The sequence below is a fragment of the Verrucomicrobiia bacterium genome (assembly GCA_023953615.1).
Classification (GTDB): domain Bacteria; phylum Verrucomicrobiota; class Verrucomicrobiia; order Limisphaerales; family JADLHS01; genus JADLHS01.
Map to the genome: position 1 here is coordinate 515,467 of JAMLJH010000002.1, position 14,727 is coordinate 530,193.

Here is a 14,727-nt window from a genome sequence, read left to right on the forward strand (position 1 = left end):
CGAGGCGTGTTTTCCGAAATCCTGGTTGGACAGAGGCTTGCAAAGTCCCCATAGTTTTGGCGATAAAACATGACGTTAAACTCCACCCAAAAATTGTCGGGTAACTGATTGTTAGGGAAAAATATGAGTCTATTTGTTTACACAGGTCAACTCGCTGACGGGAAGCCAAAAAGCGGAAAAATCACAGCGAAATCAGAGAAAGAAGCCCGAGACCAGATTGCTACGAAACATAAAGTAGTCAAAATCTTCTCAATTAAGGCTCAGGCTGAGCCAGCACGCGCACCGCAATCAGCTCAGAAGACCAAAGCATTATCAAAGCTTCAGAAGATGCTTTACCTCCAGCATGGTCGCTGTTTCTTTTGCGGCGAAGTACTGCTTGAAAACAAGGCGAGCATTGAGCACCTGAATCCCAAGGCGAAGGGAGGTACCAATACAGAAGATAACGAGGTAGTTTGTCATGCTACATTAAACCAGACTTTCGGGAGCATGGATTTGAAGAGGAAGTTTGAATTTATTCTCCGCCAAGAGGGAGCATTTAAGTGCCCGCCGTAAAATGGCCATAAGGAGGAGACTGATGCTCTAACCCCCAAAAGATTGCAAATGACTGAGACGCGGAGCGGTTGTTGGTGGTGGTGCGGGTGTGATTGCCACGAGCGTCCTTTCCACCCGTAGTTGAATCTGTCCGACGAGCTTTTCTGAGTTCAGCCCACGATGACATGACTGTGAAACAAGAGTGTTCAAAACAAGGAATCGAGTCGCCGGACGATTGGTCTTGGTCGGCAGCTTCCAGTTTCAAACGGCGCGCTCCTGGCCGCCTTGGAGCGGCGTTCCTTGCTTTGCTCCTCGGAGGTGCGTTTGCCGTGCGCGCCGCCGAGCGCGTCGCGGTCAGCGCCGCTCCGATCAAACGTGCGGGAGTCGTCCGGGTGGTGGATCACGGGTTGCAGGATGACGCCGGGCCGTTTCTCGGGTTGGGAGTTTCCTATTTCACGGCGCTGTGGCGCTGTCGCTACGACCGACCGCGCTTGGAAAGTGATTTGCACTTTCTTTCCCGTCAGGGATTCAACTATTACCGCCTGCTTTCGATGGTGGGCTGGCACTCAGCGTGGAGTGGCTTGGAAATTGCCCCCGTGTCGTTCACGAATCGCACCGGCCAATTGGTGGCGGCCTGGCCCGACTATTGGCGACAACTGGAGGAGTTGATTGACCTGGGCTACGACCGTCATGGTTTGCGCGCGCAAATCACACTTTTTGCCGACGCGCAACTCATGCCGCAACGAGCGGAGCGGATGGAACACCTGCGCCGGCTGCTGACCGAGGTGGTGCCGGGGCGGGAGCAGAAAATCATCCTCATCGAAGTGGCCAACGAAGCGTGGCAAAATGGATTCCCCGGTGACGCCGGCACGCAGGAATTGCGTGAGTTCACCCGATACCTGGCGGAACGGACGGCCATTCCGATTGCGACAACTTCCAATCACGAGAACGAGTTCGAGCAAGTGTACGCCCACAGCGCCGCCGACATTGCGACGTGGCATTTCAGTCGTGATCGGGCGGACGGCGGTTGGAAGCCGGTTTATGATTGTTGGGATTTGGGCGCGCGTCCAGGTTTCCCGCCCGTGAGCAGCAACGAACCCATTGGCCCGGGAGCCTCGGTGGCGAGTGAAACTTCGGACATCCGACTGGTGCTGGCGGCGGCGTTTGCTTATGTGGCGAAACTGCCGATGTACGTTTTCCACTCGCAAGCGGGAGTATTCGGAAAAACGAGTTTTGAAGACACACCGGCGATCACCAAATTCCGTGATCTGATACAGATTCTCCCGGCGGATTTACCCGCCTGGCGGCGTAACGACGGCAAGGAACAGGACGCGCCCTTCACGGTGTTTGCCGGAGGCGAGCCGAATCAATACGTCACGGAACGTCCCGCCAGTCGCGATGGGTGTGTGCGTAATGTCGGCAGCCGGAAGGAAGATCGCTTTGTCTGTGTGCCCATCGGCATCCGACCGGAGGGACTTCAGCTTGAGGCGCGCACGACTCTGGAAATGGACGTCATCCATCCGCTCACGGGAACAATTTTTCGCTCGGCCAAAATGAAACGAGACGAACGCATCATTCTGCCACCCGGGCCGGGCGGCTGGATTTTGCTGGGGCGCGATACGGCGCTGTCGAGGTCATAACCAACCCGACGCGCACCTCCGTGCGGTCGCCGTGTTTGTGGTAATGCAACTCCGAATCGTCTAAACGTCGGCGGCGGCGAGGTGCGTCACGTTTGGCGTGGCGTGGTGTTAATTATCAGGGGATCAGGAAATTTGGCGATTGCCAGTTGGCATAGCCCGTCTAACTTTTGCTTATGCAAAATCAATGGTTGCAGAAACTCCGAATGGCTGGGCTGGCAGTCTTGGTAAGTCTGCTCGTTCCCAGTTCCGGCTTCGCGCAGAAGCAAGCGGCGAAACTACGTGCTGGCGACGTGGCCCCGCCGGTCGCGGGCCTGGATCAGGATGGTCAGGAATGGAAATTGGCGAGCGCGAAGGGGGAGAAGGTGGTGCTGCTTTATTTCTATCCGAAGGACGACACGCCAGGTTGCACTCAGGAAGCGTGCGGTTTGCGGGATCGCATGGGCGAATTGAAAACGCAGGGGGTGGAAGTGGTCGGCGTGAGCTTTGATGACGCCGCGAGCCACCGCCAATTTATTGCGAAGCATGATTTGAACTTTCGGTTGCTCGCGGATACCGATGGGAAAATTGCCGACGCTTACGGAGCGCGTCAGCCCGGACAATCTCGCGCGCGTCGGGTGAGTTTTCTCATCGGTAAAGATGGTAAAATTTTACACGTTACGGATTCGCCCTCGGCTGAAGTGCATTTGCGGGAAATGCGGGAGGCCACGGCGAAGTTGAAGTGAGCGCGGGGGCCGGTCGCGGCGTTGTTTGATTGCCGGTTGCGCTTCCCGGACGTAGCTTTGAATCCCATGGCAAGATCATCAGTCACCATCAGCCGGCGTAAATTTCTGCAACGCAGCGCCACGACTCTGGCTGCGGCCACCTTGCCGACCATCATCCCCGCCACCGCCTTGGGGCGCGGCGGCGTGTTGGCGCCGAGTGAGCGAATCGGCATGGGATTTATTGGCCTGGGCGGGCAGGGGACGGGACATTTGCTTGGCGGCGCGTGGACTTATGTCGCGGGCGGTTACGTTTCGCGCGGTGACGTGCAAGTGCTGGCGGTGTGCGATGTGCGCGCGGAACGGCGTGAATCCGCGCAACTCCGCTGTAACGAGTTTTACGCGGCGCAGCTAAATCAGCCGAACTACAATGGCGTCCGCGCGTACGAAGATTTTCTGCAAGTGTTGGCGCGACCTGACATTGACGCCGTGTTACTGGCGCTGCCGTACCATTGGGCGGCGCCCATGGCGCTCCTGGCCGCGCAAGCGGGGAAGGATGTGTATTGCGAAAAGCCCATCGCCATCACCATTGATCTGGCGCGGCAATTGACACAGACCTGTCGGCGTTTTGGTCGCATCTATCAGGCGGGCACGCAACAACGTTCCGAGTACGAAGGCAAGTTCCGCCAGGCCTGCGAGCTGGTTCGCAACGGTCGCATTGGCCAGCTCAAGGAGGTTTACGCGTATCGCCAGCCGGGCGCGTTTTTTCCGACGCAATGGACTTCCGAATCGAGCGTGCCCGTTCCAGCGGGCTTGAATTGGGAGCGTTGGTTGGGGCCGTTGCCGTGGCGGCCTTTCGGCGGCGAAGCGGGGCACGCGCTCCCCGGTGTTTTTATCGGCGACCTGAATTGGAGTCCGCACCATTACGATTTTATCCAATGGGTCGTGAATCCTGATCCGCTCGCGCCGGTGGAAGTCGAATTTCTACCTGGCCCCGCCACCACGTCCGCCGGTGATTTTCCAGGCGGCGCCGCGGGGCGACCCGAGGACGGTCAGGTGCGTTATCATTACGCAAACGGCGTGGTGGTTCACTCGACGGAATATCCCGGTGAAACGGTGGGCAATGTCGGCGGCGCTTGTTTTGTCGGCACCCAAGGGCGGTTGGCCGTGGATCGGGTCAGCCTGGTGACTTACCCGGAACGGATTCTCAAGACGCCGTTGCAACCAACCGACGCGCGCGTGGAACAAAATCGCGGTCACTCGGATAATTTCCTCGAGTGCGTGCGGTCGCGTCGTCCGACGATCTGCAATCCCACTGTGGCCGCGCAAAGCATGACCTCGATTCTCATCGGCGGGATTGCCATGGCGCTCCGCCGTTCCGTGAAATGGGATCCGGCCCGGGGTGAGTTTTCCGGAGATGCAGAGGCGAATCGTCTGCTGGCTTACACGCCGCGTCCGCCGTGGCCATTTTAACTTCCGCACCATGTCGCTCCATTTCCTCCCATGAAAATGCAATTTTTATCCCGTTGGTTTTTGATTGGTTTGCTGGTTCTCGGCGGCGGTCAACTTCAGGCAGCGAACGAGACGGCGTTGATTGAGGTATTACGGTCGTCCGCGAACGCCGTCGAAAAATGCAACGCCTGCGCGCAGTTGCGGGTCGTCGGCACGGCGCAATCCGTACCCGCGTTGGCCGCACTGCTGACGAATGAAGCCGTCGCGCACGCGGCACGTTACGCTTTGGAAGCGATTCCCGGCGCGGAAGCAGGCGCCGCTTTGCGCACCGCTTTGGGGCAAACAACCGGGATGTTCAAAGTCGGGGTGATTCAATCGCTTGGCCATCGGCGCGACCCGCAAGCCTTGCCTTTGCTCGCACCGCTGCTGGCCGATGCGGACGCGCCGATCACCACCGCTGCGGCGGCTGCACTCGGAGAACTGGGAGGAGTCGAAGCCACGGCGGCATTGAAGGCGGCAGCGGCGGCGTCAACCAAGGAAGCCCGCCTCGAAATTGACGAGGCACTACTGCGCTGTGCGGAAAAATTTTTAGCCGCCGGTGATTCAAACCAGTCTGTGGCGATTTATGGCGATTTAGCGAACGACAACATGCCAGCGCAAATTCGGATTGCCGCCTGGCGCGGTTTGGTGCTGGCGCAGCCGGACCAGCGGGTTGCTTTGATCAGTCAATCGCTGGCGAACCCGGAGAGCTTGACTCATGCGGCTGCCTTGCAACTGTTGCGCGAGTTGTCCGATGCGCAGGTGATTGAAGCGGCCCGGCGACAATGGGACAAGTTACCGTCGGAATCGCAAGCGGCCCTGGTGGACGCCAGCGTTCGGGCGGGAAAAAATTCAGTCGCGATCATCCATGCGGCGGCGCGCAGTCCGGAACTCAATGTACGCCTCGCTGCCTGGGAAGCGCTGGCACAGACGAGCGACGTTGCGCTCTTGCCGGAGTTGGCACAGGCAACCGCTTCCGCGCAGCCCGAAGAGCAGTCCGTCGCGCGCGCGGCGTTGGCGCAACTGCACGGTCCGGGAGTGGCCTCGGCACTGCGACAGCAGATTGAGCAAGGAACGCCGCCGGTCAAAGCGGCGTTGCTGCGCGCGTTGGGCGAGCGCAGCGATCGGACGGCGACGGATCTGTTATTGCGTTACGCCGAGAATCCCGAGGTGACGGTGCGCCGGGCGGCGTTGGGCGCTTTGCAACAACTGGCCGTGCCTGACACGTTTGCGCCGTTGCTGGAGATTGTCGCTCGGACGAAATCCGCCGCGGAACGAAGTCCGGTGATGGCGGCCTTGTTCGCCATCGGTCAAACGACTTCGGATCGCGAGACCCCAACGCGACAGGTCATGGACCGGATGGAACAACTGCCGGTTGATCAGCGCGTCGCTTTGTTGCCGTTGTTAGTGGAACTGGCGACGCCGAGCGCCTTGTCGGCTGTAGCCGCGCTCAGTCGTGCGCCGGACGTCACGCTGGCGCGCGAGGGAATCCGCGCTTTGTCGGAATGGCCGAACGCCGCCGCCGCGCCGATTTTATTCGACCTGGCGAAGAGCGGTCCTGAAGCCACGCAACGGTTGGTGGCCTTAAGTGGAGGCATTACCGTGGCGGAGCAAGAGCCGAATCTCGACGCTCGCTTCAAGTTGTTGCAACAGGCGCTGGCTTTGGCGCAACGTCCGGAAGAAAAACGGCAAGCGCTCGGGGCGTTGGGTCAGATTCCAACTCCCGCGGCGTTGCAAATCGTGTTGGGCGTTTTGGCGGATCCCGATCTGGCCAACGAAGCGGGTTTGGCCGCCATGAACATCGCGGAAAAGCTTGCGGCTGCGCAGTCGCAACTGGCGGCAGAAGCCGCCGCTCAAGTGTTACGGCATAGTCAATCACCCGCGGTTCTCAAGCGGGCTTGGGCGTTGCGGTCGCCCGCCGGCATCACCGCGCCATTCATTCAAGATTGGTTGGTGTGCGGTCCGTTTCGCGTGGCCGGTGTGACCGGAGCCACGGCTATTTTCGATGTCGCCTTTAGCCCGGAAGCGCCGGAAGCGGTGGTGGATTGGAAACCGTTGCCGCGCGCGGATCTGGCGAACCTGGCGTTGTTCTTTCCGAACCAGACGGATTGCGTGGCTTATCTCAAGGCCGAAATAAATGCTCCCGAAGCTCGTCCCGCCGTGCTGTTGCTGGGCAGCGATGATGGGGTGAAAGCCTGGCTCAACGGCGCGGAGGTCCATCGCAACAATGTGGATCGCGGTTTGGTGGCGGACCAAGACGTGGCGCTGGTTGAATTGAAACAAGGCGTCAATGAGCTGCGGTTGAAAATCACCCAGGGCGCGGGTGGATGGGTGGCTTGCGCGCGCCTCGTCGGGATGGAGGGGCAGCCCATTCCCGGACTCACCGTGAAAGAGCAGGGCGGGGCGGCGGCCGCAGCCGCACCGGTGGTGCGACCAGCGGTGCCCGCGTTGTTGCCCCGACGGGATCCGTTTCGCAAGCTGCAACTCTCCGATCAATTTTATGCCGAGGGTGCCGCCTGCGCCGATTTCAATCAGGACGGTCAGTTGGATATTGTGGCCGGGCCGTTCTGGTATGCGGGACCGGACTTCACCCAGCGCCATGAGTACCGACCCGCGCAGACATTTGATCCGCGTGATTACTCCGATAATTTTTTGACCTACACCGGTGATTTCAATGGCGACGGGCGGCCGGACGTTCTATGCATTCCGTATCCCGGCAAGGAGGGCTATTGGTATGAAAATCCGGGCGCGGTGGCCGGGCCTTGGCCCCGGCATCTTTATTACCCGATGGTGGGGAACGAATCTCCGAGCCTTGCCGATATGAATGGCGACGGGCGACCGGAACTGATTTTCAACAACGATGGTTACATCGGTTACGCGGCCTACCAGCTCGCGAAGCCGGAGGCGCCGTGGACGTTTCACGCGGTTTCCCCAAGACACGAGCGTTACCAGCGGTTCACGCACGGAATTGGCGCCGGCGATTTGAATGGCGATGGCCGCATGGATCTGCTCGAAGCGGCGGGTTGGTGGGAACAACCCGTGAACGCGGCGGTTGATGCGCCTTGGATTTTTCATCCGCACCAATTTGCCGAAGCGGCGTCGCACATGCTCGTCACCGACGTGGATGGGGATGGGTTGAACGATGTGATTTGCTCCTGGCACTGTCACCTGTACGGTTTGCTCTGGTGGCAGCAACAGCGCGCCGCCGGCGGAAACATCACCTGGCAGCGGCACGAAATTCTTTCGCCTCATCCTGACGTGACGTCGAATCAATTCCGGTTCAGTCAACCGCACTCGATGGCGTTGGCGGACATGAACGGCGATGGTTTGATGGATTTTGTCACCGGCAAACGGTTTTGGGCGCACGGTCCCACGGGCGATCAGGAGCCGGATGCGCCCGCCATTGTTTGCTGGTTTGAACTGTGGCGCGACGCCAACGGCTCCGCGCGGTTTGTTCCGCATCTGATTGACGATGATTCCGGCGTCGGCACGGAGGTCACGGTGGCGGATTTGAATGCGGACGGTCGTCCGGATGTGATTGTGGCCAATAAAAAAGGCGTCTTCGCGCACTTCAACGAGTTGCCGCGGCGCTGAGTTGCGGGGGCGCGGCGCTGGCGAAATGCCACGGAACTATTGGCGTTCCGTCACGAGCATCCGGCCCAGTTGGTAGCGGCGTTGTCCGTCATCGCCCGCCAGCGGCAGTGCGATGGTGGGAGTGCCATCTCGTTGCCCTACCGAGATGAAGACTTCGTAAGGGCCGGATTTGGTCGCGGGCGCGAACCGGGCAAACGGGTCCACGTACGCGCGACTGATGGTGAACTCCGCAGTGTGATCGGTGGTGGAAATGTTGTCCGGTGGCCCGGGTTGAAGTTGCCGGAGATCGAAGTCTTCCGCCACGTTCACGGAAACGATGCCGCCTTTGGCGTCCTTCAAAGTCAGCGCCCAAAATCCGCCGCCGTAGCAGGGCGCAACGCCGGCGTTCGCCCATTTCGTGCTCACCGTGAAAGCGGCGCCCAAGGGCACTTCGGCGGGCCAGGCGATTTCGCGCAGTTGCAAACGATAGCCGAGCCGGCGGTTGATGCGCTGGATGAGTTCGCGGTTTTCGTTCAGTTCTTCGCGCGGCCACCAATGGATCGAGAGGTAGCTGGCGTGATAATCTTCCACCGCTTTCAACAACAGCGAACCATCGCCCCAGGCGTTGCGCAGTTTCGAGCTGCCATAATGTTCGTGCTCCAGAATGACCGGCAGCGTGGGCCAGAAGGCTTCCGCCATTTCGGCGTGATACCAGGAATGTGGCGGCGGTTGAACCATGATGCTGTCGTCGCGCAGGGTGACGCCGCGAGCGCGGGCGTAATCCATGATGGGGAAATCGCGTCCGGGCCGATCATGTCCGGCGGCATCATCGCTGAGGCAGAGCTGGGTGTGTCGAAAATGTTTCACGTGCAGATCAATGTGGCGCTGCGCCGCCGCCAGCGTTTGTGCCTCGGTCAACTGACTGCTCATCAGCGTGTGCGCTTCGCCCCAAAGCCCGAACGTGCCGATGTCAATGAACGCCACGTTGGGATTGCCATCGTACCGCCGCGCCATCGCGCTCAGAAAGTTTTCCAGCTTTTGCAGATAAATCGGATCGAGGAAATCCGGGTCCCACTGCGGCCCGTCGGCTTTGGGTCCCTCTCCGAATTGGTAGGGAACGCCTTTGGCCCCGGCGGCTTTCACCCATTCGGGCGTGGCGTAACGCATCCAATTTTCAGAGGTCGTGATGCGGAAGGCGACGCGTTTGCCTTTGGCGATCCAGCGTTGGGCTGGCGTGTCGAGCAACGACCAGTTGAACTTGCCCTCCTCCGGTTCGAGGAATCCCCAGGGCACGCGCAAATAAACCACCGACAGCCCGGGCCAGTCGTCCAACGTGTCGCTGGGCGCGAGCTTCGAGCCGTAGTTTTCCAGCAGGTTGGAAAAGAAATGAAAGGTCCAGCCCATGCCCGGATTGACCAGCACCGCGCCGGTGTCTTTGGGATGCACGACACAATTCGTTGGCGCGGCCCCAATACGGGTGGCGGCGAGTAGAACAACCAGGAAACAAAAATTTCTAACAATGCGCTTAACGGTCACGGCTTAATGTCTAGGTGAAACCACCGCTCGTGGCAATCCAAGGAGTACGAATGGAAACAGTGGCGGCGTTACAAAGAGATTGTCGCGCAACGTTCCTTTGCTAAACTGCCGACTCAGGCTGTGGCGGAAAACCAGCCTGTCAATAAAAACCGCAATGACCACGGACCTTTCCAATTTTGCCCGGCGCGTGCGCGATTTCATCCAGCGCTGCGCGACCGGTTTTTCTGCCGCCTCCGAGCCCGGATCGCGGGACTCGGAGTTCAATGATTTGGCGGTGGCGTTGTTTCGGTTGCAGTTTTCAGGCAACGCGCCGTACCGGCGTTGGTGTGAAGCGCAGGGAGTCACTGCGGAAGCGGTCACGCAATGGGGGCAAATTCCCGCCGTGCCGACCGCCGCGTTCAAGGAATGGGATTTGACCTGTCTCACGCCGGCGGAACGGACGCGGGTGTTTCATTCGAGCGGGACCACCACGCAGCAGCCCAGCCGACACTTTCATCATGCGGATTCGTTGGCGCTTTACGAAGCGTCGTTGTGGCCGTGGCTGAAGCGGCATCTGCCGCTCACCGCCACGAAAGCGCGTTTCCTTTCGTTGACGCCCAGTACGGAACAAGCGCCCCATTCGTCCCTGGTTCACATGTTTGATTTTGCGCGGCAAAAAATGGGCGCGTCGGCGAATGGCTTCGTTGGCCAGACCGATGCCGACGGCACCTGGTGGTTGGATTTTGATCGCGCCTTTGCCTTGCTCGGAGGCTCAACGACAGCGTGCGCGGTAAAAGGTAACACCGACTCGCAGCCGTGGTTGGTTTTGGGAACGGCGTTTTCGTTCGTGCAATTGTTGGATGAAATGGAACGACGTGACGGTCGTCTGTGTTTGCCGAACGGTTCGTTCGTGCTCGAAACTGGTGGTTACAAGGGACGTTCGCGGGCGCTGCCCAAGGCCAGCTTGTATCAACTGATCGCCGAGCGATTGGGGGTTCCGGAAACCAACATCATTTGCGAATACGGAATGAGCGAGTTGAGTTCACAAGCCTACGACTTGATGGGGCGACCCGGCGCCGCTGAAGCTTCACTGGATGCACGAGAGTCGTCCCGGCGTCGGGTCTTTCAGTTTCCGCCGTGGGCAAGAGTGCGCGTGATTTCACCCGAGACAGGTCAGGAAGTGGATGAAGGTGAAACCGGCTTGTTGCAAATTTTTGATCTGGCCAATGTGTTTTCCGTGCTGGCGGTGCAAACCGAGGATTTAGCGGTCCGCCGGTCGTTCGGATTTGAATTACTCGGTCGCGCGGTGGCGGCTGAACCACGCGGTTGCTCGCTGATGTCCGCATGAACCTGCCTCATTATTTTCTGGCCGACCTGCCCGCCTCGGCGACGCTCACGCCGAAGTTGCTGGCGGAAGCGTGCGACGCTTTGAAACGCAATCGGCACGACTATCTGGCGCAACGTTCCACCGACGAAATCATCGGCGTGTTGACCGAAATGGCCGCGAGTTGGTTGCAGTCGGATGATGAGCTGCGGCGGCTGGCGTTGGAGTTCGGTCCGCCACAGTTGGGCTTCAGTCGCGAGACCCTGGCGCACGGTTTGGATGAATTCTTCCGTCAGTTGACGCGGGAAAATTTTGAGCGGCTGTTGGAACAGGATTTTGGTGACGTGCAGCGGTTGGATGAATGGGGCGCGACCCGGGCGGAATGGGCCGGCGGAAAAACGGCCATGGCTACCGGTCCGGAACTGTTGGTTCACATTGCGGCGGGAAACATTCCCAATCCGACGCTGACGAGCATGAGCTTCGGTCTGCTCGTGCGTTCCGCGCAGGTGGTGAAATGCGCGAGCGGGACCACCTTGTTGCCGCGGTTATTCGCCCACTCGCTTTATCGAATTGAACCGAAGTTGGCCGCGAGTCTGGAAGTGGTTGAATGGCCCGGTGGCGCGACGGAACTGGAACACGTTCTGTGGACGACGGCGGATTGCGTCACGGCCACCGGACAGGATGAGACGCTGGCTCAGATTCGACGCGAGTTGCCATCCCATGTGCGCTTCCTGGGTTACGGGCATCGGTTGAGTTTCGGTTACATTGCCAGGGACATGCTCACCTCGGCGCAATTGAAAAAAACTGTCAGTGACGCGGCAGCGGACGTGGTGGCCTGGGATCAATTAGGCTGCCTATCGCCGCATGTGTTTTTTGTGCAAACGGGCGGCATCGCCACTCCGGAGCAGTTTGCTGCGCAACTGGCCGAAGTGTTGGCGCATCACGAACAAACGCAGCCTCGCGGCGCGCTGCCGGTGGGCGCGGCGGCGACCATTGCGGCGCGACGACAGATTTACGCCATGCGCGCGGCGCAGAGCGATCGGACGCGCGTTTGGCAAAGCGAAGATTCCACGGCCTGGACCGTGGTGTGCGAAGCGGAGGCGCCGTTCCCGATTTCCTGCCTGCACCGGTTCATTCACATTCGGCCGGTGAATGACGCGGCGGAGGTGTTGCAAGTGGCCGATGCGCAGCGTCGGCAGATTTCCACCGTGGGACTGGCCGTGCCGCGTTCGCAATTTCCGACGCTGGCCCGGCAATTGGGGCGTTGGGGGGCCAGCCGGATTTGCGCGCTGGGACAGATGCAACGCCCGCCGCTCACTTGGCGGCATGACGGTCGTCCGGCGTTGGCGGATTTGGTGACGTGGACGGATTGTGAATCATGAAAATTGAGTTGAGAAAATCGTTTCAGTTTGAGGCGGCGCACCATTTGCCGTTGGTGCCGAAAACGCACAAGTGTCGTCGTTTGCACGGGCACAGTTTCAAAGTGGAGCTGGTGGTGGCGGGCGAGTGCGATCCGAAGCTGGGCTGGTTGATGGATTACGCGGAGATCACCGCGGCGTTCAAACCGGTCTGGAAAAAATTGGATCATTTCTATTTGAATGAAATTCCCGGATTGGAAAATCCCACCAGCGAAGTGTTGGCGGCTTGGATCTGGGGCAAACTGAAACGTCGGCTGCCATTGCTCAAGGAAGTCGTGGTGGCGGAGACGTGCAACGCCCGCGCCGTTTATCGAGGTGAAGCATGAGCTTGTTTCGTTTGAGCGGCATTGCGGTTTTGTTGCTGATCACTCTGCTGCTGGGATGTCGGGCGGAGCCAACGCCGGAATGGGAACGTTTTCAATTTCAGCATCCGGCCATGGGCACATTGTTCACCATTACCCTTTACGCCACGAACGCGGTCAGCGCCCGGACGGCCGCTGATGCCGCGTTTGCGCGCGTGACGGTTTTGGATGACATGCTGACCGATTACGACGCTGAAAGTGAACTGATGCGGTTGTGCCAGCAGCCGGTTGGGCAACCGGTGCCGGTGAGTCCGGAGTTGTTCGCGGTGTTGGCCGAGGCGTGTCGGGTGGCGGAACTGAGCGGCGGCGCGTTGGACCCGACGGTGGGGCCGATCGTGCGGTTATGGCGGCGCGCGCGGCGTACGCAGATTTTACCAACCAGCGAACAAATTGCCCATGCCCGTCAAGCGGTGGGGTGGCGAAAATTGGCGCTGGACGCGCAACAACACACGGTGACTTTGCTCGCGACCAACATGCAATTGGATTTGGGCAGCATTGCCAAGGGATATGCCGCCGACGCAGCGTTGACCGTGTTGCGCCAACACGGAACGGCGCGCGCGCTGGTGGCGGCCAGTGGCGACATTGCGGCGGGGGAGTCGCCGCCTGGGCAGGCAGGCTGGCGGGTTTCCATCGGCACCCCGTTTCAGCGTGAGGGCGAAGCTCGAACCTTGCTGTTGACCAATGCCGCCGTTTCCACGGCCGGAGACACCGAACAATTTGTGATCATTAACGGGGTGCGTTATTCGCATATTGTGGACCCGCGCACGGGGATGGGATTGACCAATCGCTGTCAGGTTTCGGTGATCGCGGCGCACGCAATGCAAACGGATGCCTTTGACACGGCGACCAGCATTTTGGGAGTGACGGCGGGACGGAGGCTCATCGAGTCGCAGCCGGGTTTGTCCGCCATCATTTATCAGGAAACCGCGACGGGCGTGGAAATGGTGGAAGTGAACCGTTAAGCGAAGCCGGGTGTGGTTGGAGCGAATTCTTGCGACGATGGTGATTGCTTCTATACTGGCGCACTATGGTGGCACCGAAAAAACAGCGGGTGATTTGCGGCATGAGCGGAGGCGTGGATTCCTCGGCAACCGCCGCGCTGTTGCAGGCGCAGGGCTACGACGTGATTGGCGTCACGTTGAAACTGTGGCCGCAAGACTGTGTGAACCGCGCGGAGGACAAGTGCTGCGGCCCGCAAGCGGTGACCGATGCGCGTTCCGTTTGTCATCAACTGGGCATTCCTTATTACCTGATTGACGAATCGGGAGAGTTTCAGAAGCACGTCATCCAGTATTTTGCCGACGAATACAAGGCGGGGCGCACGCCGAATCCCTGCGTGATGTGCAATCAGAATCTCAAGTTTGGCCGGTTGATTGACCGCGCCAACCAGTTGGGGGCGGATTACATCGCGACGGGACATTTCGCGCGGGTTGAGCGCGCGGCCAACGGTCGGATGCTGCTTAAGCGCGGTCGTGATCTGCACAAGGACCAAAGTTATTTCCTGTTCTCCCTCCGTCAGGATCAGTTGGCGCGCGCCATGTTTCCGCTCGGGGAAAAGACCAAGAGCGACACGCGCGAGGTGGCGCGGCATTGTCACCTGAAAACGGCGGACAAGGTCGAGAGCATGGAGATCTGCTTTGTGCCGGATAATGACTACGGCGGATTCCTCCGGCAATCCAAGCTGGTGGAAAACACGCGCGGTGACATCGTGGATATTCACGGTCGTGTGCTCGGTCAGCATGAAGGGGTGGCGTTCTACACCATTGGTCAGCGCAAGGGGTTGGGCATCTCCTCATCCAAACCGTTGTACGTGGTGGAATTGGACGCCGGGCGAAATCGCGTCGTGGTGGGCGATGATTCACTGCTGGCGCGCGCTGAATTTACCGTGCGCGATTGCAATTGGATTCCGTGGGAAACGCCTCCGGCCAATTGCGAAGTCACGGTGAAGATTCGCTACAACCATCCGGGCACTGCCGCCACGGTGACCTTTCTGGATTCCGGTCGGGCGCAAGTGAAGTTGACCGAACCGCAACGCGCCATCACTCCGGGGCAGGCCGCGGTTTTTTATCAGGAGGATTTGGTGGTGGGCGGCGGCTGGATTTGCCGCTGAACGCCCGGCGGGAAATTTTCCATTGGCGGTCAAACATTCACCTTGCGCCAGCGGGTTGGGTTGCT

At 59.7% G+C, this 14,727-nt stretch carries 11 protein-coding genes; 10 read left to right on the top strand and 1 reads right to left on the bottom strand.

The window, feature by feature from the left end; genetic code table 11:
* Positions 1 to 123: 123 nt before the first annotated feature.
* From M9920_12535 to M9920_12555, 5 genes are all read left to right on the top strand, one after another.
* Complete coding sequence (locus M9920_12535) at positions 124 to 552, top strand: hypothetical protein (GenBank protein ID MCO5053118.1); 429 nt, start codon at positions 124 to 126, stop codon at positions 550 to 552.
* Positions 553 to 716: 164 nt separating this feature from the next.
* Positions 717 to 2,171: a hypothetical protein gene (locus tag M9920_12540; GenBank protein ID MCO5053119.1), complete on the top strand. Its 1,455-nt coding sequence runs from the start codon at positions 717 to 719 to the stop codon at positions 2,169 to 2,171.
* A gap of 173 nt (positions 2,172 to 2,344) precedes the next feature.
* Positions 2,345 to 2,893, top strand: a complete 549-nt coding sequence (locus M9920_12545; protein ID MCO5053120.1) for a peroxiredoxin — start codon at positions 2,345 to 2,347, stop codon at positions 2,891 to 2,893.
* 66 nt (positions 2,894 to 2,959) lie between these two features.
* Positions 2,960 to 4,342, top strand: a complete 1,383-nt coding sequence (locus M9920_12550) for a Gfo/Idh/MocA family oxidoreductase (protein ID MCO5053121.1) — start codon at positions 2,960 to 2,962, stop codon at positions 4,340 to 4,342.
* Positions 4,343 to 4,372: 30 nt separating this feature from the next.
* The gene (locus M9920_12555; GenBank protein MCO5053122.1) at positions 4,373 to 7,954 is read left to right on the top strand and encodes an FG-GAP-like repeat-containing protein; all 3,582 of its coding nucleotides are present in this window, start codon (positions 4,373 to 4,375) and stop codon (positions 7,952 to 7,954) included.
* A 36-nt stretch (positions 7,955 to 7,990) separates the two neighbouring features.
* Here M9920_12555 and M9920_12560 read toward each other — a convergent pair whose 3' ends face one another.
* Entirely contained in the window at positions 7,991 to 9,469 is a 1,479-nt protein-coding gene (locus M9920_12560) for a DUF4832 domain-containing protein (GenBank protein ID MCO5053123.1), read from the bottom strand.
* 154 nt (positions 9,470 to 9,623) lie between these two features.
* Between M9920_12560 and M9920_12565 the strand changes: the two genes are divergently transcribed.
* The 5 genes from M9920_12565 to mnmA all read left to right on the top strand — a co-directional run bounded on the left by M9920_12565 (position 9,624) and on the right by mnmA (position 14,662).
* Positions 9,624 to 10,796 (top strand): hypothetical protein, encoded by a 1,173-nt coding sequence (locus tag M9920_12565; protein MCO5053124.1) that lies wholly within the window; start codon positions 9,624 to 9,626, stop codon positions 10,794 to 10,796.
* On the top strand, positions 10,793 to 12,154 hold the full coding sequence (locus M9920_12570) for a hypothetical protein (protein MCO5053125.1): 1,362 nt from the start codon (positions 10,793 to 10,795) through the stop codon (positions 12,152 to 12,154). The genes M9920_12565 and M9920_12570 overlap by 4 nt, the downstream gene beginning before the upstream one ends.
* Positions 12,151 to 12,516: a 6-carboxytetrahydropterin synthase QueD gene (queD, locus tag M9920_12575; GenBank protein ID MCO5053126.1), complete on the top strand. Its 366-nt coding sequence runs from the start codon at positions 12,151 to 12,153 to the stop codon at positions 12,514 to 12,516. Before M9920_12570 ends, queD begins: the two co-directional genes overlap by 4 nt.
* Positions 12,513 to 13,514: an FAD:protein FMN transferase gene (locus M9920_12580; GenBank protein MCO5053127.1), complete on the top strand. Its 1,002-nt coding sequence runs from the start codon at positions 12,513 to 12,515 to the stop codon at positions 13,512 to 13,514. Before queD ends, M9920_12580 begins: the two co-directional genes overlap by 4 nt.
* 65 nt (positions 13,515 to 13,579) lie before the next feature.
* On the top strand, positions 13,580 to 14,662 hold the full coding sequence (gene mnmA, locus M9920_12585; GenBank protein ID MCO5053128.1) for a tRNA 2-thiouridine(34) synthase MnmA: 1,083 nt from the start codon (positions 13,580 to 13,582) through the stop codon (positions 14,660 to 14,662).
* The last annotated feature ends 65 nt before the right edge of the window (positions 14,663 to 14,727 follow it).

Coding starts and splice junctions, on each gene's coding strand:
- M9920_12535 (MCO5053118.1), top strand. CDS start 124: ATGAGTCTATTTGTTTACACAGGTCAACTCGCTGACGGGAAGCCAAAA.
- M9920_12540 (MCO5053119.1), top strand. CDS start 717: ATGACTGTGAAACAAGAGTGTTCAAAACAAGGAATCGAGTCGCCGGAC.
- M9920_12545 (MCO5053120.1), top strand. CDS start 2,345: ATGCAAAATCAATGGTTGCAGAAACTCCGAATGGCTGGGCTGGCAGTC.
- M9920_12550 (MCO5053121.1), top strand. CDS start 2,960: ATGGCAAGATCATCAGTCACCATCAGCCGGCGTAAATTTCTGCAACGC.
- M9920_12555 (MCO5053122.1), top strand. CDS start 4,373: ATGAAAATGCAATTTTTATCCCGTTGGTTTTTGATTGGTTTGCTGGTT.
- M9920_12565 (MCO5053124.1), top strand. CDS start 9,624: ATGACCACGGACCTTTCCAATTTTGCCCGGCGCGTGCGCGATTTCATC.
- M9920_12570 (MCO5053125.1), top strand. CDS start 10,793: ATGAACCTGCCTCATTATTTTCTGGCCGACCTGCCCGCCTCGGCGACG.
- queD (MCO5053126.1), top strand. CDS start 12,151: ATGAAAATTGAGTTGAGAAAATCGTTTCAGTTTGAGGCGGCGCACCAT.
- M9920_12580 (MCO5053127.1), top strand. CDS start 12,513: ATGAGCTTGTTTCGTTTGAGCGGCATTGCGGTTTTGTTGCTGATCACT.
- mnmA (MCO5053128.1), top strand. CDS start 13,580: ATGGTGGCACCGAAAAAACAGCGGGTGATTTGCGGCATGAGCGGAGGC.